The sequence below is a fragment of the Pseudomonas sp. TR47 genome (assembly GCF_044143025.1).
Lineage (GTDB): Bacteria > Pseudomonadota > Gammaproteobacteria > Pseudomonadales > Pseudomonadaceae > Aquipseudomonas > Aquipseudomonas putida_E.
Genome location: NZ_JBHFCS010000017.1, coordinates 105,331 through 125,514 on the forward strand (window position 1 = coordinate 105,331; position 20,184 = coordinate 125,514).

The window sequence follows — 20,184 nt, forward strand, 5'->3', positions numbered from 1 at the left end:
AGGAAAGTTTCAACTGATATGTCTGCCTGCGCGGGTCAGCCGCCGTTTCAAGCGTTTTGGTCCTGGACCTTGAGTCGCACTGACCTGGCGTCTTCAGGGGCAGTCAGCAAGGTCAGACGATGAAGTTCACCAATCTGTTAGGTACCACTATCATTCTCTCAGCGCCTTCCAGATATTTGCTCAACACCGCATCGCAGAGCGCCTGGCGACGGATTGTGTCATGGTCGGCGTCTGCCTGGACGAGGATTTCCCCACGCAGCTTGCCATTGACCTGCACCATCATCCTCACTTCATCCCGTTTCAGCGCTTCGCTGTCTGGGGTCGGCCAGGCACTGTCATAGATCGCGCCAGGGAACGCCAGCTCTTCCCATAGTACTTGGGAAATATGCGGCGTCACCGGATGCAGCACCTGGAGGAGAATGGACATGGTCTCCCGGCAGACTTGGCGGCCAGCGCCGCAGGCTCCTTCGAGCACCTTGAGCACATTCATCGCGCCCGATACGACGGTGTTGTACTGCAGGCGCTCATAATCGTAATTGATCTGTTGCAGCAAGCCATGGGTCTCGAAACGTACACGGCTAGCTTGCGCGGCATCCGTCGCCAGGTCGTCAACTTCGTTCCAGCGAGCTTGCTCGTCAACGGCAAAGTTCCAGAGACGGCGCAGGAAGCGATAAGCCCCTTCGACACCGCTGTCGCTCCAGATCGTGCTCTGGTCCGGAGGCCCTGCGAAAATGGTGAACAGGCGGGCGGTGTCCGCGCCGAATCGGTTGATGATCTCCTTAGGCTCGACCACGTTGTTCTTCGATTTGGACATCTTCTCCACGCCGCCCAGGCATACGGGCATGCCATCCTCGATCGCTGTGGCGTTGACCGGACGGCCCTTCTCATCGTAGTGAACCGATATCTCGGACGGGTAGAACCAGCGCCGGCTGCCGTCTTCGGCCTTGCGGTAGTAACTCTCCCGCAGCAGCATGCCCTGAGTGAACAGGTTCTTGAACGGCTCACTGAAGTCAACCAATCCCTCGTCGCGCATCGCCTTGGTCCAGAACCTGGCGTAGAGCAGGTGCAGAACCGCATGTTCGATGCCGCCGATGTACTGGTCGATGGGCATCCAGTAGCGATTGCCAGATCCGACCATTGCGGTATGGCAGTCCGGGTCGCAGTAGCGCATGAAGTACCAACTGGAGTCGACGAAGGTATCCATGGTGTCCGTCTCCCGAAGCGCGGGCGCGGCACAACGCGGGCATGCGACGTGGCGGAACGCATCATGCTGCTGAAGCGGGTTGCCACTGCCGTCGGGAATGCAGTCAGTCGGCAATACCACTGGCAGGTCTGCGTAAGGCACCGGAACATCGCCACAGCATTCGCAATGGATGATTGGAATCGGTGTTCCCCAGTAACGCTGCCGGGAGATGCCCCAGTCACGCAAACGCCAGGTGATGGTTTGCTCCCCGCATCCGCGCTCGGCCAGGGCATCGAAGATCGCCAGGGACGCCTGCTCCACAGTGAGGCCATCGTACGCGCCTGAATTGATCAGGCGACCTTCCCGACTGGCATAGCGATCCGACCATGCGGCAGGGTCATAGGCCGCCCCTTCGACAGTGATGACGGGGCGCACGGGCAAGCCGTACTGCCGTGCAAAGTCGAAATCACGCTCATCGTGGGCCGGCACTCCCATCAAGGCGCCTTCGCCGTACTCATCGAGCACATAATTGGTGATCCAGACGGCGACTGGCTCGCCAGTCAATGGGTGCTCGACGTGCAAGCCGCTCGGGATGCCGAGCTTCGCTTGTGCACCAGCGGCAGGGCTGGCCTGTGCCGACTGTCGACACGCCTGCACCTGTGGTTCGAGCCCAGGCTCAAGCGCGATGGCTCGCTGGGCCAGGGGATGATCAGGGGAAACAGCGCAGAAAGTCACACCCATCAGCGTTTCGACGCGCGTGGTGAATACCCACAGCTTGCCCGCGTTGATCAACTGCCCGCTGGCATCTTCGATCGCGTGGAGGAAGGCCAGGCGCGTGCCACTGGCCTTGCCAATCCAGTTGCGTTGCATGCTGCGAACCATGTCCGGCCAGCCTTCCAGGGTATCGATAGCCGACAGCAGCTCTTCGCCATACTGCGTAATGCGCAGGTAGTAGCCGGGAATCTCGCGCTTCTCCACCAGTGCCCCTGATCGCCAGCCCCGTCCATCTACCACTTGCTCATTGGCCAGAACGGTTTGGTCGATGGGGTCCCAGTTGACGATCTGGGTTTTCTTGTAGGCCACGCCCTTTTCCAGCAGCTTCAGGAAGAACCACTGGTTCCACTTGTAGTATTGCGGATCGCAGGTGGCAATTTCCCGCGACCAGTCGAACGCCAGGCCGAGCGGTTGCATCTGGGATTTCATGTCGGCGATGTTCATTCGAGTCCATTCGGCTGGAGGCACGCCCGACTGCATGGCGGCGTTTTCCGCCGGAAGGCCGAATGCATCCCACCCCATTGGCATCAGGACGTTGTAGCCCTTCATCCGCAAGTGGCGGGCCAGCATGTCATTGATCGTATAATTGCGCACATGGCCCATGTGCAGTTTCCCGGAAGGGTATGGCAGCATGGAGCAGGCATAGAATTTTGGCCGGCTTTGGTCTTCGACAGCCTTGAAGACTTTATCGCGAAGCCATTTGGCCTGAACCGTGCTTTCGACCCAGGCGGGATCATACAGCTGTCGCATAGACGCTCCTCGAAGTTACTGGCGCCGAGTGGCAATAAACCGCTCGACTCATGCGTTTTTGTTGGATATCACTCGGCCTACTGAATTTCATCTGCCGCCGGTGCGAGGGATTAGGGCAATCTGACAGAGATCGGATTTGAACAGTCTTCTGGCTCTGGGCGGCCTCCCGCCAACCAGCCGCGGGGCCACACACTGAAGGCCCGAGGCGGCTTGTATCTGGCCTTCAGCGACCTGTTAGCGTGAAGAACCTGACCTGCTTTTAAGTTCTGGTCAGTGTCGATAGTGAGTGATTGGTTGGTTAGTGAGGTTGAATATGGTCAAGGCCTAACTTTAATGTCAAGCGTTTCTTTCAAGGGTTTGTGGGGGTTGAATAGTGGCGCCGAATTAGCTGTCAGAAAATTCGCAGGAATATGTAAAATTAATTCACGCAATGTTTGTTGTGCTGCGATTCTGGATATCTCTATGATTTCAAATATAGAGGGTTGTTAGTCCGAGTAGCCATTAGGGTAGATCGCGTCTAATTGTTGTATGTGTTGCCCGGCACGCTATCGATGGTGACAAATTCATGGCGTTTATCATCTTCATCATGGGTTCTGCCAAGTATCCATATGTTGATTTAGCATCACGGGCGGCAATGAGTTTGTAAATGGCCTTTCCGACCGAGCTCGCTATTTTTTACAGGCTATCCGGATCCCCAAAGAACATTTGGACATGGCTCTAGAGCAGCACTTCTGGTGTAAATAATCGGAAATGTACCCCCAAAAATACCCGCGATACCCCCAGTAAGATGCGCGATCAAGAATGGCGATTTCTGACAGGGTGGATTCCAGTGTACCTTCACAGAGTGATGGTCGGAAGGAGGGCGCACGACGCCAAGGTTACCAATGAGCCGGAGTTGAAAATAGCTTTCCACTCCTACCAATGTGAGATGTCATACATCTGTCCATTTGGAGAGCGGGATGAAAGTCAAGCTCAATGAGGTCGCTAAATTCGCATACGTCGGGCTGGCGACAGTTAAACGCATTTTGAACGAGCGGGGCGCGTAATCCGGCGAACCGAGCGAAGGTCTTCGAAGCTGCACGGCAGTTGGGATGGGTCAGAAACATACCTGTGCCTACCGGACGGGCGCGCGATTCGAGGTGCTGCTCGCTCACTGGGAGACCCGAATGTTGAATGTCTGATGGGCAATGTCGCCCGCAGTGTCATTATCCAGCGCTCCGTCGTCGACCATCGACGCCCCGCAGCGTTTGCCATGGCGATGCTTGAATCGAGAAGCAACGCTTTGCCATTATTACGGATTAAAGGACATTGTAAGAGGATCTATCCAGCGGCGTAGCGTTGATCTGTTAACGATTGCCCCCCCAGGATTACGTGATCGTGGAACCGCGCCGCTGTGATTAGATGATGGCACTCTGGCACTATTGTGCGCCCTGAAATTATGGATCACATACTGCAGTGGGAGGCGCTTGTAAGGGTGATGGATTGTCGGCGCTGATTGAAAACTGGCCCAGGCATGCCGTATATGCGGGCCCCAGTTGATCTTCAGGTCAGAAAAGCGGCAGGGGCGCCTGCCGCTAGCATGATCGAGCGCGCCATTGAGGAGCAGACTATGCGGATAGCCGCACGAGGCAGTGCTAGTTGTGTCCGACACCTGTGGCTAGCACGACCTGGAGCATTTCCCCATTGCGCAGGCGCGCCAGGATGCCGGGTTCACTGAGGTCGGACTGCAGTGCTTTGTCGATCACCGTCGCGAGTTCTTCTGCCGGCACTATCAGCACGCCGTTGTCATCAGCCAGGACATAATCGCCTGGATGGACTTCAACCCCCGCGCAGTTCACGGGCACGTTTACCTGGCTCGTTTGGCCGCCGATCAGCTTGGTCGTCAGCTGAGTGGTGCCACGAGCGAACACCGGGAACTGGCAGGTACGCAGTTCGTTGATGTCCGTGACTACGCCGTCGACGATGATGCCGCCGGCACCCGCGCAGCGAGCCGCAAACTGCGTGACCGCTCCGACACAAGCGTGGGCATGGTTACCCGCCATGTCGATCACCAGGACATCGCCTGGCTGAAGGGCGATAAGGGCGCGGTTGACGGCGATGGCATCGGGCTCGGCCAGGCGAAGTGTCACGGCGCGCCCAACAATACGACCGCCCGGCACCATTGCGCGGACTTCATGGCTGACGAACCCGCGCTCGAGGAAGTGGCCAAGCGTGGCGAAGCTGACCTCGCGTAGCTTTGCGATCAGGTCGTCGTTCATTTCTCGCGCTCCATGTCGATCAGTTCGGCCACACAGTCGATTTCCAAACTCACGCCCCACAGCTGCACGCAGACGGTTGTACGAGCGGGTGGCGCATGGCCAAGGATTTCCTTGTACACCTCGTTGAAGGGCACCAATAGATCGGGATCTGTCAGGTAGGCGTTCACCTTGACGATGTGGGAAAGGCTGGAGCCCGCAGCTTCGAGGATTGCGGCAAGGTTGGCGAAGGTCTGCCTGATCTGGTCTTTGAAATTGTCGGGCTGCTCTTCCAGGCTGCCCAGCGATGGGATCTGGCCAGCGGTGAACACCAGGTGGCCGCTGACCACGGCTTGGGAATACGGGCCTACTGGACTGATGGTGCCAGGGGCACTGTGAATACGTTTCATTGAGGACTCCTTGAAGCGAAGGTTTGCCGCCGGCTCGCCGGCAGCACTTGGTCAGAAATCAGAAAAGCGCCAGGGTGTAGCTGACGATGAGTCGGTTCTGCTCTTGGTTGGGGTCGATTTCGGAGTGCAGCAATCCATGGCGCCAAGCCAGGCCGAGGCCTTTGAGCGCACCGTCCTGGATGACATAGTCCAGGCCCACATCCCGTTCCCACTCGGACGCGTCATTGCCGCTGGTGGTGCGGATGTCGTCACCCTTCAGGTACATCAGGGAGAATTTCAGGCCAGGTACGCCGGCAGCTGCGAAGTCGTAGCTGTACTGGACAAACGCGGTACGCTCGCCCGCTCGGTTGAAGCTCGCGAGCATCCGGTCGGTGTAGAGGTAGACACTGGCACCACCTGCGCCCTTGCCGCTGAGGGAGCCCTGGTTCGGTTGGACGAAGTTGCTTCCATCCGACACGGCCTGATAGCCGGCCATGAGCGCGTGGCCCTGGACGGAATAGGTCAGCGCGGCGCTCCAGGTGTGGTTATCGATCTTACCGTCACCGTCCTCGGTGTAGCCACCCACGCGGTATCCACTTGCGCGACCAGCAGGAGAGTCGTTGGCCCCATCGGCGAAGGTGCGGAAGTAGCGCAGATCAGTCCGCAGCGATTGCCCTTCGGAGAGTGGAAGCGTGTGGGTGAGGCCGACGAAGTGCTGGGTGTAATAGTCCTCAAGGTTGGCAACGTAGTATTGCGCCGTGAGTTGTTTGCCGATCCGGTAGTCGCCACCCGCGAAGAGGAACTGGTCGCTCTCACGGGTGCCGCCGGCTACGGCCAATCCAGTACGGTCACTGGAGGCACGGCCCGTAGCACGATTGAGGCGTCCGCCGGTAAGGGTCAGGCCATCCAGGTCGGTTGAGGTGATCTGGGCCCCCTCGAACGTTTGGGGCAGCAGGCGACCATCGTTGTAGGTCAGCACTGGCAGCTTGGGCATCAGCGTGCCGTATCGCAGTTCGGTGTTGGCGACCTTCAGCTTGAGTGTCAGGCCCAGGCGACTCCACTGTTGGGCCGCGCCACTGCCGTCGTCGGGGATCATGCTGCTGCCCCGGTGGCGACCATCGCCGCTATCAAGCGTTACACCCATCAAGGCTAAGGCATCCAGGCCGACTCCGATTGGCCCATCGGTAAAACCGGATTTGAAGTCGAGCACGAAGGCCTGAGCCCACTCTTCGGTTTTGCTCTGGCCGAGGCTACCGGCTTGGTCGCGAAAGTCGTTGTTGAAGTAAAAATTGCGCAGGCCAAGGTTCGCATGGCTGTCGCCCACCAGATCGGCTTGAGCGAAGGGGGACAAGGCGAAAACGCCTGCACTCATCAGGTACTTTTTCATCGGGAAACTCTTCAAACGGAAGTAGGAAACACTCGCCTGGTTGGCGAGAGAAACTCGGGGGTACAGCACGCAATTACTGCCGTGCTTGGTCGATATCCCGTTTGAAGGTCTCAGTGAGTAGCAGCAGCGCGATCAGAGAAACAGCGGCTGAGCCGATCATGTACCAGGCAATTGATGAGCCTTTGCCAGTCCACGACAGCAATGCGGTGGTAACCAGAGGGGTTGCGGCGCTTCCAAGCAGGCCGGAAAGCATGTAGCTGATCGACAGGCCCGAGTAACGCACTCGAGTGCCGAACAACTCCGCAAGGAATGTGGCGATGGGGCCGTAGTTGGCCGCGAATGCCGTCATCATCAGCATGTAACCGGCGAACGCCAGGCCGAGAACTTTGGAATCCATCAGCCAGAACATCGGGAACGCCACGAGTGCCTCGGCGATGATCCCGCCGATGATGATCGGTTTGCGGCCAACCTTGTCGGACAGGGCGCCGAAGAACGGCAGCATGGCGATACAGGCAGCGCAGGAAACCAGAACAACCGTGAGCATTTCGCCACGTGTGAAGCCCAAGGTCTGGGTGCCGTAGGTCAGGCCGAAGGCCACGATGAGGTTGTAGGAGGTGCCAGTGGACATAGTTGCCACGCCACCCAGGACTACCTGCTTCCAGTATTTGCGGAACACTTCGAACAGCGGCACTTTGACTTGGGTGCCTTTGTTCTCCACCGCTTTGAACGACGGCGTCTCATGGATGTTGAGGCGGATGTATAAGCCCAGTCCGATCAGCAGAACGCTGAGCAGGAACGGCACACGCCAGCCCCAATCCAGCAGCTGTTCGTTGGTCAGCGTGGTGGCGAACATCAGGAACACGAGGTTGGCCAGCATCGTCCCCGCCGGTACGCCGATTTGAACCCACGAGCCGTACAGTCCACGCTGATGTTTGGGAGCGTGCTCCACGGCCATCAGCACGGCGCCGCCCCATTCCCCACCCAAGGCCAGCCCTTGGATGATGCGCAGTGTCAGCAACATGATTGGCGCCCAGATGCCCACCGACTCATAGCTCGGCAACAGGCCGATGGCGAAGGTGGCCGCACCCATGGTCAGCAGCGAGATGAGCAGCATCGATTTTCGGCCCAGGCGGTCACCGAAGTGACCGAAGAGCGCGGCGCCAATCATCCGGGCGCCGTAGGCTGAAGCAAAGGTGCCGAAAGCAAGGAGGGTGCCTACCAGGGGATCAAAGCCTGGGAAGAAGATTTTGTTGAATACCAGGGCCGAGGCCGTGGCGAAGAGGAACAGGTCGTACCACTCAACGGTGGTGCCGATTACACTGGCGACCGCGACTTTTTTCATGTCGGCGGTGCGTTGTGGTTGCGCGCTGGCAACCTCGGTATACGCAGGGCTGGTCATTGCCATTTTCTCCCGAAAGATGGGTTCTGGTTGTTATTGGCAGCTGAAGGCGGAGCGGCTATTTCTTGTTTTTGGGCAAAGCGTTGCCGTGGGCCCAGCTTTCTTGAATTGGCTGGGCGCCTGGGTGGATCTGGTTAAGTCAGCGTCTATCGGCGCGGGTCAGCACGGCGTTGAGCAGTACGTCGCAGCCCATGGTCACGTCGTTGGGCAAGGCGTCTTCGGCTTCGTTATGGCTCAGGCCGCCGACGCAGGGGATGAACACCATGGTGGTTGGGCAGTGACGGGCAAGGTGAATGGCGTCATGGCCGGCGCCGCTGACGATTGGCTGGTACGGATAGCCTAAGCCTTCGATGGCTTTGCGTACTGCATCGATGCAGGCCGGGTCGAAGGGCGTGGCCGGGCTCAGCCAGTGGCGGTTGATCTGAACCTCCAAGCCACGCTTGGTGGCGATTTGGTCGATGAGTGCACAGGCGCTGGCTTCCATGTCAGCGATGGCGGCGTCTTCGTGATGGCGAAGGTCGAGGGTAAACGCCACGTGGCCAGGGATGGTGTTGCGGGAAGAGCGGGCGATCTGCAATTGGCCAACGGTGACGAGGCCTTTGGGCGCGAAGTCGCGTGACAGTTGCTCCAGTGCGGTGATCATTTCCCCTACGCCGAATAGGGAGTCGCGGCGCAATGGCATTGGCGTGGTGCCAGCGTGAGCGGCCTGGCCACTGATCTCGATGTCCAGCCAGCAAATTGCTTGTCCACCCGTCACCAGCCCTACGGGCAGGCCGGCGTCCTCCAGGATTGGGCCTTGCTCGATGTGTGCTTCGAAGTACGCGTCGAACTCACGGCCCAGAGGTAGCTCACCTGCGTAGCCGGTTTGTTCTAACGCGTCGGCAACGCTGACGCCTTCAGCATCGCGGCTGGACAGCGCTTGCTCGAGGGGCAGCTCGCCCGTGAACACCGCCGATCCGAGCATGGCAGGAGTGAAACGAGCGCCTTCTTCGTTCGTCCAGACCGCGATTTCCAATGCGCGCTCGAGCTGCAGGCCTTTGTCCTTAAGGCTGCGTACCACTTCCAGGCCGGCAAGCACGCCGTAGATGCCATCGAAGCGACCGCCCTTCGGCTGGGTGTCCAAATGGCTGCCCATGACCACAGGGGGCAGGGCGTCATTGCGACCTGGCAGGCGGGCGAATAGGTTGCCGATGGCATCAACATGGATGCTCATTCCGGCCTCGCTGCACCAGCTTGCGAACAGCTCGCGTCCGTCTCGGTCTTCTTTCGACAGTGCCAAGCGGCAGTTGCCGCCTTTGGCGGTTGGGCCGACCTTGGCCATGTCCATGAGGCTGTCCCACAGCCGTGTGCCATTGCATGTATGCATGATGTGAATCCTCAAACAGGCGGTGGGATCAGTATCCGAGCGCGGGGTCTACTTGGTTCAGGAGTGGTTCAGCACAGGCCAGACGCCGAGCGTTCTCGGCAACTTGCTGGGCAATACAGTCGTGGGAAGCGCATGAGGCCATGTGGGGTGTGACGACGATTCCCGGCGTGTTCCAGAGGCGGCTATCCATTGGCAGCGGCTCTTTCTCGAACACATCGAGAATCGCACCGCGCAGTCGGCCACTGTTGACGGCGTTGACCAGGTCATCCACCTGCAGGTGCTGCCCGCGTCCGCAGTTGATCATTGCCGCGTTTGGCGCCAAGGCTTCAAAGGTCTTCTGGCAGAGGATGCCGCGAGTGGCATCGGTCAATGGCAGCAGGTTGATCAAGAGGTCGAGGCCATCCAAGAACTGATCGAACTCCGCTGGCCCCGAGAATGTGCGCACGCCGCTTAGCTGCCTGGCACTCCTCGACCAACCTCGGACAGCATATCCGGCCTCGGCCAACTCGCCGGCAATAGCTCCTCCAAGGGAGCCGAGCCCCATGACGCCGATGCGGTATTCACCAGCGAGGCGTTGAGGGTGGCGTTGCCATACTTGTTGCTGCTGTTGGGCAAGTGCTCGGTCGAAGTCCCGGTGGTAGTGGATGACCGCCCAGCGAACATACTCCGCCATGCCTTGGCGGTGAGCCGGGTCTACGACTCTGCACACTGGCAATGCTGGCTGGCTCGGGTCGTTGGCCAGGTGATCAACACCAGCAGCCACCGAGTGGATCAGCTTGAGGTTGGGCAACGCGCTGAGGCTGCCAGCGGGCGGGAACCAACAAGCCGCCACCTGCGCCTCCCGGGCGTCGGGGGCATTGGCCAGCACTACACGAAGTTGTGGGGCACTGCGAGCGAAGGCTGATTGCAGCTGGCCCAAGAGTGCTTGGTCGGTTGACAGCAAAACCAGTGGCTTCATGAGCAGTACGACTCACGTTGGTGTTCGATCAAGGTCAGGGCGGCGTTCCAGCTCAGACTGATGATTTGCGCTGACTCGTCGCGTTGGAACTGGGCAGCGGTGTGGCGGCAAACTTCTTCGCTGGGGTAGATGAGCTTGCTGCCGCCGGCCAATGCCTGTACTTGCGCCTGGCAGGCGCGCTCCAGGAAGTGAATCTCGTGGAAGGCCTCGGCAACACTGGCGCCGCCGGCCAGCAGGCCGTGGTTGCGCAAGATCATTGCTTTGTGGCTGCCGAGGTCGGCGATCAGGCGCTCACGTTCATCCAGAGACAGGGCAATGCCTTCGTACTGGTGGTAGGCCAGCTTGCCGTAGAACTTCAGCGCGTGCTGGCTGATCGGCAGCAACCCGTGCTCCTGAGCCGAAACGGCGATGCCGGCTGCGGTATGGGTGTGGATCACGCAGTGCATGTCCGGTCGTGCCATGTGGATCGCCGAGTGAATCACGAAGCCAGCCGCGTTCACCCGGCGCTCGCTATTGGCCTGGTCGACCACATTGCCATGTTGGTCGATGCGTACCAGATCACTGGCGCGCATCCGGTCAAAGATCACGCCGTACTGGTTGATCAGGAAGTGATGCTCAGGCCCAGGAATACGTAGGGTGATGTGGGTGTCGATTAAATCGGTCATGCGGAAGTGCGCAACCATTCGGTACAGCGAGGCCAGTTCGCAGCGTGCCTGCCATTCGACATCGCTTATGTTGTGTGGCTTGCTCATGAAAACTCCTGAATTAACGAGCGATGGCGGGGGTGGGTTGCTGCTGCTCGCCACGCAGGCGAGAGAGGCCACAGACGCCGATCAAGGACAGCGTGGAGAGCGCGGTGAAGAACACGGCGAGTGGCAGCCACTGGCCCGCGAAGCGGTCGGCCAGCAACGTGCCGATGATCGGCGTGCTGCCCCCGGCGATGGCGCAAATCAACTGGTAGGCGAGCGAGATACCGGAGTAGCGCAGGTGAGCAGGGAAGGCCTGTGTCATGTAGCCGGCAATCACCGCATACAGGGCTGAAAGGGTTACTACCGCCAGGGCAATGCCGGCTGTCATCAGCACCAGATTCTGGGTGCCGACCAGCATGAACATGGGGTAAGGCACAGCCATGCACAGCAGGGCTATCAACTTGAGGAAGCGGCCTTCACCGATACGCTCCGCGAGCAGCGCTGCCAGTGGCTGGGTCAAGAACTGCAGGATGGTCACCAGGAACAGGCAGTCGAGGATGGTTGCCCGGGGGATACCTTGGTAGGTAGTGACGTAGGTGATCATGAAGGTGTTGGTGAAGAAGAAACCGGCGGAGCCGATGGTCACCGCGAGGGCGGCGAACAGGATCTGTCTCCAGCAGTCACGTACTACTTCAAGCACCGGGTATTTGACGACCTCTTGCTTGGCCTTGGCGGCTTGGAACTCAGGGCTTTCCTCGACGCCGAAGCGGATAGCCAGACCCACCAGCATCAGGACGCCGCTGGCCAGGAATGGCAGACGCCAACCCCAGCTCAGAAACTCTTCGGGCTCCAAGGAAGACACCAGGCGGAATGCGATCAGTGCGAGCAGCAGGCCAGCCGGGCTGCCGAGCTGAGCGAACGAGGCGTAGAACACTTTGCGTTTAGCCGGCGCATGCTCGCTGGCCATCAGGACGGCACCACCCCACTCACCACCTACAGAGATTCCCTGGACAATTCGAAGGGCAATCAGTCCGATGGGGGCCCAGACGCCAGCACTGGCGTAGCTGGGTAGTAGACCGATGCCAGTGGTGGCCAAGCCCATGAGAACCATGGTGACCAGCAGCATTTTCTTGCGGCCCAGACGATCGCCCAGATGACCGAAGACCATGCCTGCCATCGGTCGGGCAACGAAGCCTACGGCGAAGGTGCCGAATGCCGCCAAGGTGCTGAGCAAGGGGTTGCTGCTCGGGAAGAACACCTGACCCAGCACGAGTGCAGCCGCCGTGGCGTAGATGTAGAAGTCGTAGAACTCGATGGTGGTGCCGACAAATGCGGCAGCCGCCGCACGACGCGGCTGGTTTGACGTATGCATGCAAGGCCCTTCTTAGAGTTATAGGCAGGTGGGCAGGTTTGGCTAAGCCGGTCGCGCTCTGTTTGGCGCTTTCGAGATTTATCGCCTTGAGGCTATGATTAGTCAATTTGCTAATTCTTATCCGTCGTATTAGCTGCGCTACTAATGGGCCCGTAAATGAATCCGCCAACTTCAAGATCTGATGCTTTGGTCAACAAATGGGAAGGGCGTCGATTCCTAAACGACCGCCTGGACTGGAACCTGCTGCGTACCTACCTTGCGATTGGCCAAGAGGGCAGCATCAGCAGGGCTGCAGCGAGATTGCACGTAACCCAGTCAGCGGTGAGCCAGGCGCTTAGACGTCTGGAGGAGCAGCTCGGCTGCGCTCTCATTTTCCGAAGTGGCCCGCGTTTCGATTTCACGGCTGCTGGGGAGGAGGTGTTACGCATCGCCATCGATATTTATGGGGACGTATCGCGTATCGGTGCAGCGGTGGAAAAGGAAAGCGATGACGTAGTAGGCAAGGTGCGAGTGCTGAGCGTTAGTCGGGTGCAGTCACAGCTCTATGACGATTTTCTGGGGGATTTCCATGAGGCGCATCCACGTGTTGAGCTGGAAATTGATGTCATGCGCAGTGCGGACATCATCAGCTCTCTGCTCCAGAAGACTGCCACTGCCGGTGTTGGTTTGTGCCGCATTCCTCAGCCCAAGCTGGAACAACGCCTATTGCTTAGCCAGCGTTATGCGTTTTTCTGTGGCGTGCGCCATCGATTGTTCGGACGCAGCGATGTGACGCTTGAGTCTCTACGAGGAGAGAATTTCGTGAGCTTCGTGAGTGACCAGTTAGGAGGCAACCTATCTCCGCTTGCGATGTTCCGTGACCAGCATGGGTTCACGGGACGCATCGTTGCTTCCTCTCCTAGCGTAGAGGAAGTTCAACGGCTAGTTTGTGCAGGTTTCGGAGTCGGCTGCATGCCTGAACACCTCCTCCTTGAAGATGTGGAAAAGGGGCTGCTATGGCGGCTGCCGCCCCCAGAAGGTATCGTCAACGCGGATTTGCACTTGCTCTGGAATAGGGAGCAAAGGATGACCATGGCAGAAACAGTATTCCTGGAAAGTTTCCAGCACTGTCTCGCTCAGGTTGATGTCGGCCTGTAGGGCCTTTGAAAAAAGTAGTCCAAATAAGACGACCGCAGTCTTTGGCTGCGGTCGTCTTGTTTCGCTAGTCGGCATTCAGCAATCGCTGTCGACTCAGCACGCTGTTCAGCCGTTCATCATCGTCTAATTCGGTCTCGCTCAGCATCTCAGCAACGCCGGCACCTGCCTCAACTTTCTCCAGCCAGTACATCACTGCCTTTTTCATGAACCAGTGAGGGGTGCGATCCAGTAGTCCAGCGGCTTCCTTGATGCGCTCCTTGGTCAGGGCGTCGAGTTTGATACCTGCGGTCGTCGAGGTCACGAGCGCCTCCTCACGAAGCCGTCATAGCTAGAGGGGCTGATGCCTTTGCGCTTCGGTGGTAGGCCAGCAGCAAACCGATGTACCAGAACGGCATTACGTAGAGCGCTGTTCGTGTATCAGCCTCCAGTGCCAGCAGGCACAGCACGAACATGAGAAACGCCAAGGAGAGCACTGCGGTGAACCTGCCGCCAGGAAGTTTGAAGGTTGAGCGCTGGTGAGCTTCCGGACTGGTACGTCGATATGCTAGGTACGAGAGGAGGATCAAGGACCAAGTCACCACAACCATAACCGCCGAGATAGTCGAAACCAGGGTAAATACACCCATCACATCCGGGATGACGAACAGCAGTGTGAGCGCGATGGTCATACAAAAGCCTGAGAACATCAACGCGCGGACTGGTGTGCCAGAGCCTGACAAACGCCCAAAGGCTTGGGGTGCCTGCTTGTTGTGGGACAGGCCGTAGAGCATTCGTGAGCCAGAGTAAACGCCGCTATTGGCTGAGGAGGCAGCTGAAGTCATCACTACGAAGTTGATCATGCCAGCAGCAGCGGGCAAGCCACCCAGAATGAATAGTTCAACAAATGGACTACGGTTTGCAGGCACATGAGACCAGGAAATCACGCTGATAATGCAGGCGAGCGCGGCAACGTAAAATAGAAGAATCCGCAGCGGGATTGTGTTGATCGCTTTGGGCAGCGTCTTCTCCGGATTGTGAGCTTCAGCTGCAGCGGTACCGATGAGTTCAGTTCCCACGAAGGAGAAAATGGCTATTTGGAAACCAGCCAGGAAGCCAAGCACGCCATGCGGCATCATCACACCGGGTTGTACCAGGTGACTGAACGAAGCGGTGATGCCATCGGGAGAGGTATAGGAGGTAGCCACCATGTAGAGGCCAGTGAGTACCAGCGCGACGATGGCTATGATCTTGATGAGACCGAACCAGAACTCCACCTCACCGAAGGCTTTCACCGCCAGCATGTTGAGCGCTACTAGCAGGAACATTGTGCCAAAGGCGGGTATCCACGTAGGAAGGTCAGGGAACCAATATTGTAAGAAGCCTGCCACCACAACGACATCACCTACCGCGACTACGACCCAGCTCAGCCAGTACGACCAAGCGAGAATAAACCCGGCGCGTGGGCCCAAATGATGGTGGACGAGCTCTGCAAACGAGCCCATCTCAAGGTTGGCAAGGAGCATTTCGCCCATCGCTCGCATGATGCAAAAAACGAAGAAGCCAATGATCGCGTAGACAAGCAGGATTGAGGAACCGGAGAGGGCGATCATTTTGCCTGAGCCCATGAACAGCCCTGTTCCGATGGCACCACTGATAGCAATGAGCTGAATATGTCTGTTCTGTAGCCGTCGTTTCAGCTCGCGCCCATCGCCTGCTGCTGCATCTTGAGAGTTGCACGTTTGGTGCATATGTGACCTCTTATTCTTTTTTCGTAAAAACCGCTATACACGCTCTTCGAAGGTGAATTTGTCGCGGTGCTTAAATTTGCAAAACAGCTCAGCGATACTTATATGGAGTGACACATACGAACACGTTAAACACGCACTCGACGGCATCTATTCGCCAAGCTTGCAGATGTTTAAAATTTAACCAGCCTCTGTGCTTGCTACACTTTAAGATCTATCTGAATGGGTGGGAATGGCCATTCTGCCAGCCATAGTTGCCAATCGGAACGCTACAAACTGCTCACCAGTGGGCGCTGTCGTAGCAAAGTGCTCGTGATTATGAGCAATGTGCAAAATCGCACTGGCATGGTGCGCAAATGATCGTTTCGGATTACATCTTGAAGGTCGACAGGAGGATGCTGGTTTCGGTGTTTTCGATGTGCTGAATGGAGCGAATGGTGTTCAGCGCCTTGTCGAAGGCCTCCAAAGTGTCTGCTCGAAGCTCTGCCATGAGATCCCATCTTCCGTTGGTGGTGTGGATGGCCACCACGTTCGGATGCCCGCGCAAGGCGTGTTTTACCTCTGCAGCGTGGTGCCCACTGATGCTGATGCTGGTTATAGCCCTCACCCCATGCCCGATGGCGTCGGACTGGAGTCGGATCGTATAGCCCATGATGATGCCTTGCTCCTCGAGCTTGGCGATACGGTTCTGAACCGTTGCACGAGCAACCTTCAGCTTCTTGGCCAGGGTCATTACTGGGGTGCGAGCGTTGTCTCTGAGAAGGGCGATCAGATCACGATCAGTGGTGTCCATGTGCTGCATTCCATCCATATTGCTGTTTTTTGTGAGCAGATTGTCTAGAAATTTGTAAAATATGGCAACCTGCACGCTTCAAACTGCTCCAGTTCTTCATCAAAATTCAGGAGGTCAACACAATCACAAATAGCGCCCTCAACGCACTTTATTAAGGCGGGCGCACTTTCAAGGTGCATAAAAATGACGCATTTCATCGACGTGCCTACTATGTCCGATCTGGTCAGTGATGTCGGCGTAGTTGAATTTCTGGGTGAGCTTTCGGAAGTGATTCGCGACGACTTCAAGCGCTGGCCGGAGTTTGACAAGTCAGCACGGGTAGCCAGTCACTCGGCGGTAGGGGTGATCGAGTTGATGCCTGTCGCTGACAATAACCAGTATGCATTCAAGTATGTGAATGGGCATCCATCCAATACCTTCAAGGATCTTCACACCGTGATGGCCTTCGGCGTGCTGGCGGACGTCCAGACGGGATACCCAGTGCTGTTGTCTGAGCTGACAATTGCGACGGCTCTGCGCACAGCGGCAACCTCCCTGATGGCGGCCAAAGCTTTGGCTCGCCCAAATTCTCGGAAGATGGCCCTCATTGGTAACGGCGCTCAAAGCGAGTTCCAAGCGCTCGCGTTCCATAAGCACCTTGGCATCCAGGAGATCGTAGCCTATGACGTCGACCCTCAGGCAACCGCCAAACTCATCCGCAACCTGCAGGAATACACTGACCTGAAAATCACCCGCGCCCAGGGCGTTGCCGAGGCAGTGCGGGGTGCGGACATCGTGACGACTGTAACAGCCGATAAGGCCTACGCCACCATCATCACACCTGAAATGCTTGAGCCAGGGATGCACCTGAACGCCGTTGGTGGCGACTGCCCAGGCAAGACTGAATTGCATGCTGATGTGCTGCGTAAGGCCAGGGTGTTTGTTGAGTACGAGCCACAAACCCGTATAGAAGGTGATATCCAGCAGCTCGAAGCCGACTCGCCCGTTGTGGACCTGTGGCGTGTGCTGACGGGTGAGGAGCAGGGTCGCCAAAGCGATGACCAAGTTACCGTCTTTGACTCTGTCGGGTTCGCCTTGGAAGACTACTCGGTGTTGCGATATGTCCTCGAGCAGGCACAAAAGCGTGGCGCGGGCACCAAGATCGATCTCGTTCCGTGGGTTGAAGATGACCCTAAGGATTTGTTCAGCCACACCCGTGGTCGCTCCGCCAAGAAACACATCCGCCGCGTTGCATAACTCTAAGATCAGATTCATAACGGAATATCGAGATGGCATTTCCAACGCGTTCGATTCAAGCGCCTGCTGCGGTGGTGATGGTCAGGCCCCATGCCTTCACCCCTAACCCAGAAACGGCAGCGGATAACTCGTTCCAGAGCAGCAACCCTGATATCGCCGCTCAAACACTCTCCGAGATAGCACGGGATGAGGTCACTCAGGCCGCAGGGCGGCTGGAAGCTGAAGGTGTCAGGGTGCATCTCTTTGATGACTTCGGCGAGAACAACACACCTGACTCCGTATTTCCCAACAATTGGTTCTCAACGCACCCTGGTGGGCACGTCGCTATTTACTCGATGTATTCCATGAATCGTCGGCGCGAACGTCGTGCAGACGTCATAGAGATGCTCAAGCAGGATTACCGGGTTCAGGATGTGATCGATTACTCGGGCCTTGAACAGGATGAGCTGTTCCTCGAGGGTACCGGGGCGATGGTTTTCGATCACATGTCCAGGGTGGCATACGCCGCTCGCTCCAATCGTGCCGATCCGATTGCCTTGGAGCGGTTCAGCACTCACTTCAATTTTGAGCCGATGGTGTTCGATACGGCGGATGAGAAGGGTGCGCCGATCTATCACACCAACGTGCTGATGTGCGTGGCCACTGAATTCGCCCTCGTTGGCTTCGGTACCTTCACCAGCAAGCCTCGCGCAGAGGAAGTCCGCATGCGCCTGATGGAGTCTGGACGAGATGTTATTGACCTGACCAACCAGCAGATCAATGAATTTGCCGGTAACGCCATTGAGCTTTCTGGCAAAGATGGACGCATCTTGGCGCTCTCTCGCAGGGCTTTCGATAGTCTGACGACCGAACAGCGGCAGCGCATCGAGCGGTCTGCCAGGCTGGTGCCGCTGGATGTTCCGACCATCGAGATGGCTGGGGGCTCAGTTCGATGCATGATCGCCGGCATTCATCTTTCGCCTCGGAAGTAATTTTCGAATGACCCTAATCCCCACCTCCTCAGGTGGGGATTTTGTTTTCAGCTTGTAATGTTACGCAACGTGAGTGATGCGCAGCGCTCCTTCTTCAGTGTGATGCAAGCCAAGGGCACTCAGCCCAACCCGTTCACTGGCGCAGATGCCAGTGGCAAGGCAATCGACTTCTACATTGACAACTTGGATCACACGCCCCCGAACCTGATGTACCGAGATGCCTATGGTCAACTGTTGCCTTCAAGACTGATCGCAGGAGCAAGTATTGCAGTCTTTGTCTGCCGGAGTGAACTGGTGGTACATCGAGTACAGGACCTGCCCGATGAGGACCGGTTGGCGATCGCACGATACATTGGGGCCGGAGGAGTTCGAGCCTCCGACGCAAGATGCCTCCTGCCGGGAGTGCCGCGGCGGCATCGCGTGGGGTTGAGCTGTAACAGGTCTGCGCGGATTGGCGCACGTGCGTGGCGGGTTTCAAGCGCTAGGGCCTAACAAGGCCCGGCGCATGGTAGGCGGTTTAGATCTGCGCAGCAGTGCTCTTGATCGCTGCGAGTTCTGGATGAGCGACCAGTTTGTCGATGTGCAATTCGTCGTCGCTCATCCAGGTTTCGGTCAGCACCCGGTAATGCTCCATGTCGCGACAGCGCATACGCAAGCTGTAGTCGAAATGACCACTGATCAGTCGGCACTCATAGACCTGTGGGCAGGCGCGCACGGTAGCCTCGAAGGCTCTTTGCGCGGCGCGCCCGCTCTGGTTGGACAAGGCCACCAGGACCAGCAGCAACAAGCCCGGCGAAACTGTCTGTAAGTCGATTATCGCACCATACCCACGAATCACCCCACGCGGCTCGAGCTTACGCACCCGCTCAAGGCAGGGCCTGGGCGTCAGGTGAACGAGGGTCGAGAGCTTCTCATAGGTAATCCGACCTTCATGGCGCAGTACGTTGATGATGGCTTCGTCAATGCGGTCCAGTGCCCCAGCGTGGGACGTCTTGGCCTTGGTATCCATGGTTGGTGTGGTTTCACTTCAGACGGTTGGAAAGGAACTGCCGTAGCCGCTCGCTTTGGGGCTGGTCGAGGATTTCGGCGCCGCCGTGTTCTTCGACCATCCCCTGATGCAGGAACAACACTTGGCTTGACACCTGGCGGGCGAAGCCCATCTCGTGGGTGACCATGAGCATGGTACGTCCTTCCTCGGCGAGCGTCTGTATCACCTTGAGCACTTCACCCACTAGCTCAGGGTCGAGCGCTGAGGTGGGCTCGTCGAAAAGCATGATTTCCGGTTCCATGGCCAACGCGCGGGCAATGGCCACGCGCTGTTGCTGGCCTCCAGACAGAAACGCGGGGTACTGCTCGGCAGCACGGGTCGGGAGGCCGACCTTGTCCAGGTAGATGCGGGCGCGTGCTTCGGCTTCCTTGGCGCTGATGCCTAGGACTTTGCGTGGTGCCAAGCAGATGTTCTCCAACACCGTAAGGTGGCTCCACAAGTTGAAATGCTGGAACACCATGGCTAGGCGCGTGCGTAGGTTCTGTAGTTGCGCCGGTGCTGGAGTACGTGTGCAGGGGCGCATCTGCAGGGTCTGGCCGTCGAGCGTGATGCTGCCAGCGTCGGGTTGCTCAAGGAAGTTGATGCAGCGTAGAAAGGTGCTTTTACCCGAGCCGCTGGCGCCGATCAGGCTGATCACGTCGCCTTTGCGTGCTTGCAAGGACACGCCCTTGAGCACTTGGTGGTCACCATAGTATTTGTGCAAACCGTCGACGCTGAGTTTGCTGGTGTTAGTGAGGGTGGTCGTGGTGGCGGTGGAGGTGGGTTCGGTCATGG

Annotated in this window: 17 protein-coding genes; 3 read left to right on the forward strand and 14 right to left on the reverse strand. The window is 57.9% G+C overall.

Translation table 11 applies throughout. The annotated features are described in order from the left end of the window. Positions 1-112: 112 nt before the first annotated feature. The 9 genes from leuS to ACEWE8_RS18180 all read right to left on the reverse strand — a co-directional run bounded on the left by leuS (position 113) and on the right by ACEWE8_RS18180 (position 12,501). Positions 113-2,707: a leucine--tRNA ligase gene (gene leuS, locus ACEWE8_RS18140; protein ID WP_046785863.1), complete on the reverse strand. Its 2,595-nt coding sequence runs from the start codon at positions 2,705-2,707 to the stop codon at positions 113-115. 1,634 nt (positions 2,708-4,341) lie between these two features. Next, positions 4,342-4,965: an RraA family protein gene (locus ACEWE8_RS18145; protein WP_046785864.1), complete on the reverse strand. Its 624-nt coding sequence runs from the start codon at positions 4,963-4,965 to the stop codon at positions 4,342-4,344. After that, entirely contained in the window at positions 4,962-5,351 is a 390-nt protein-coding gene (locus ACEWE8_RS18150) for a RidA family protein (RefSeq protein ID WP_046785865.1), read from the reverse strand. The genes ACEWE8_RS18145 and ACEWE8_RS18150 overlap by 4 nt, the downstream gene beginning before the upstream one ends. Before the next feature lie 58 nt (positions 5,352-5,409). Beyond that, positions 5,410-6,717, reverse strand: a complete 1,308-nt coding sequence (locus ACEWE8_RS18155) for an OprD family porin (protein ID WP_046785866.1) — start codon at positions 6,715-6,717, stop codon at positions 5,410-5,412. A 73-nt stretch (positions 6,718-6,790) separates the two neighbouring features. After that, on the reverse strand, positions 6,791-8,116 hold the full coding sequence (locus ACEWE8_RS18160) for an MFS transporter (RefSeq protein ID WP_046785867.1): 1,326 nt from the start codon (positions 8,114-8,116) through the stop codon (positions 6,791-6,793). Positions 8,117-8,255: 139 nt separating this feature from the next. After that, positions 8,256-9,482: a Zn-dependent hydrolase gene (locus ACEWE8_RS18165; RefSeq protein ID WP_046785868.1), complete on the reverse strand. Its 1,227-nt coding sequence runs from the start codon at positions 9,480-9,482 to the stop codon at positions 8,256-8,258. Positions 9,483-9,510: 28 nt separating this feature from the next. Continuing rightward, the gene (locus tag ACEWE8_RS18170; protein WP_395589341.1) at positions 9,511-10,440 is read right to left on the reverse strand and encodes a 2-hydroxyacid dehydrogenase; all 930 of its coding nucleotides are present in this window, start codon (positions 10,438-10,440) and stop codon (positions 9,511-9,513) included. Next, complete coding sequence (locus ACEWE8_RS18175; RefSeq protein WP_046785870.1) at positions 10,437-11,192, reverse strand: class II aldolase/adducin family protein; 756 nt, start codon at positions 11,190-11,192, stop codon at positions 10,437-10,439. Before ACEWE8_RS18175 ends, ACEWE8_RS18170 begins: the two co-directional genes overlap by 4 nt. Before the next feature lie 13 nt (positions 11,193-11,205). Continuing rightward, the gene (locus tag ACEWE8_RS18180) at positions 11,206-12,501 is read right to left on the reverse strand and encodes an MFS transporter (protein WP_046785871.1); all 1,296 of its coding nucleotides are present in this window, start codon (positions 12,499-12,501) and stop codon (positions 11,206-11,208) included. A gap of 156 nt (positions 12,502-12,657) precedes the next feature. Here ACEWE8_RS18180 and ACEWE8_RS18185 point away from each other — a divergent pair, with 156 nt between their 5' ends. After that, positions 12,658-13,638: a LysR family transcriptional regulator gene (locus ACEWE8_RS18185; RefSeq protein ID WP_046785872.1), complete on the forward strand. Its 981-nt coding sequence runs from the start codon at positions 12,658-12,660 to the stop codon at positions 13,636-13,638. A 64-nt stretch (positions 13,639-13,702) separates the two neighbouring features. Here ACEWE8_RS18185 and ACEWE8_RS18190 read toward each other — a convergent pair whose 3' ends face one another. The 3 genes from ACEWE8_RS18190 to ACEWE8_RS18200 all read right to left on the reverse strand — a co-directional run bounded on the left by ACEWE8_RS18190 (position 13,703) and on the right by ACEWE8_RS18200 (position 16,155). After that, on the reverse strand, positions 13,703-13,939 hold the full coding sequence (locus tag ACEWE8_RS18190; protein WP_046785873.1) for a transcriptional regulator: 237 nt from the start codon (positions 13,937-13,939) through the stop codon (positions 13,703-13,705). A 10-nt stretch (positions 13,940-13,949) separates the two neighbouring features. After that, on the reverse strand, positions 13,950-15,365 hold the full coding sequence (locus ACEWE8_RS18195) for an amino acid permease (protein ID WP_046785874.1): 1,416 nt from the start codon (positions 15,363-15,365) through the stop codon (positions 13,950-13,952). 367 nt (positions 15,366-15,732) lie between these two features. Continuing rightward, positions 15,733-16,155 carry an Lrp/AsnC family transcriptional regulator gene (locus ACEWE8_RS18200; RefSeq protein ID WP_046786383.1) on the reverse strand — a complete coding sequence of 141 codons (423 nt, stop codon included), beginning with the start codon at positions 16,153-16,155 and terminating at the stop codon, positions 15,733-15,735. A gap of 183 nt (positions 16,156-16,338) precedes the next feature. Between ACEWE8_RS18200 and ACEWE8_RS18205 the strand changes: the two genes are divergently transcribed. Both ACEWE8_RS18205 and ctlX read left to right on the forward strand, forming a co-directional pair. Next, on the forward strand, positions 16,339-17,391 hold the full coding sequence (locus ACEWE8_RS18205; protein ID WP_046785875.1) for an ornithine cyclodeaminase: 1,053 nt from the start codon (positions 16,339-16,341) through the stop codon (positions 17,389-17,391). A gap of 32 nt (positions 17,392-17,423) precedes the next feature. Continuing rightward, on the forward strand, positions 17,424-18,362 hold the full coding sequence (gene ctlX / locus ACEWE8_RS18210) for a citrulline utilization hydrolase CtlX (RefSeq protein ID WP_046785876.1): 939 nt from the start codon (positions 17,424-17,426) through the stop codon (positions 18,360-18,362). A gap of 517 nt (positions 18,363-18,879) precedes the next feature. Here the strand turns inward: ctlX and ACEWE8_RS18215 are convergent. Then, entirely contained in the window at positions 18,880-19,371 is a 492-nt protein-coding gene (locus tag ACEWE8_RS18215; RefSeq protein WP_046785877.1) for an Lrp/AsnC family transcriptional regulator, read from the reverse strand. A 13-nt stretch (positions 19,372-19,384) separates the two neighbouring features. Further along, positions 19,385-20,182, reverse strand: coding sequence for an ABC transporter ATP-binding protein (locus tag ACEWE8_RS18220; RefSeq protein WP_046786384.1), 798 nt, complete (start codon positions 20,180-20,182; stop codon positions 19,385-19,387). Between the last annotated feature and the right edge of the window lie 2 nt (positions 20,183-20,184).

Coding starts and splice junctions, on each gene's coding strand:
- ACEWE8_RS18200 (WP_046786383.1), bottom strand. CDS start 16,155: ATGGACACCACTGATCGTGATCTGATCGCCCTTCTCAGAGACAACGCT.
- ACEWE8_RS18165 (WP_046785868.1), bottom strand. CDS start 9,482: ATGCATACATGCAATGGCACACGGCTGTGGGACAGCCTCATGGACATG.
- ACEWE8_RS18145 (WP_046785864.1), bottom strand. CDS start 4,965: ATGAACGACGACCTGATCGCAAAGCTACGCGAGGTCAGCTTCGCCACG.
- ACEWE8_RS18160 (WP_046785867.1), bottom strand. CDS start 8,116: ATGACCAGCCCTGCGTATACCGAGGTTGCCAGCGCGCAACCACAACGC.
- ctlX (WP_046785876.1), top strand. CDS start 17,424: ATGGCATTTCCAACGCGTTCGATTCAAGCGCCTGCTGCGGTGGTGATG.
- leuS (WP_046785863.1), bottom strand. CDS start 2,707: ATGCGACAGCTGTATGATCCCGCCTGGGTCGAAAGCACGGTTCAGGCC.
- ACEWE8_RS18180 (WP_046785871.1), bottom strand. CDS start 12,501: ATGCATACGTCAAACCAGCCGCGTCGTGCGGCGGCTGCCGCATTTGTC.
- ACEWE8_RS18215 (WP_046785877.1), bottom strand. CDS start 19,371: ATGGATACCAAGGCCAAGACGTCCCACGCTGGGGCACTGGACCGCATT.
- ACEWE8_RS18150 (WP_046785865.1), bottom strand. CDS start 5,351: ATGAAACGTATTCACAGTGCCCCTGGCACCATCAGTCCAGTAGGCCCG.
- ACEWE8_RS18155 (WP_046785866.1), bottom strand. CDS start 6,717: ATGAAAAAGTACCTGATGAGTGCAGGCGTTTTCGCCTTGTCCCCCTTC.
- ACEWE8_RS18170 (WP_395589341.1), bottom strand. CDS start 10,440: ATGAAGCCACTGGTTTTGCTGTCAACCGACCAAGCACTCTTGGGCCAG.
- ACEWE8_RS18175 (WP_046785870.1), bottom strand. CDS start 11,192: ATGAGCAAGCCACACAACATAAGCGATGTCGAATGGCAGGCACGCTGC.
- ACEWE8_RS18195 (WP_046785874.1), bottom strand. CDS start 15,365: ATGCACCAAACGTGCAACTCTCAAGATGCAGCAGCAGGCGATGGGCGC.
- ACEWE8_RS18185 (WP_046785872.1), top strand. CDS start 12,658: ATGAATCCGCCAACTTCAAGATCTGATGCTTTGGTCAACAAATGGGAA.
- ACEWE8_RS18220 (WP_046786384.1), bottom strand. CDS start 20,182: ATGACCGAACCCACCTCCACCGCCACCACGACCACCCTCACTAACACC.
- ACEWE8_RS18205 (WP_046785875.1), top strand. CDS start 16,339: ATGACGCATTTCATCGACGTGCCTACTATGTCCGATCTGGTCAGTGAT.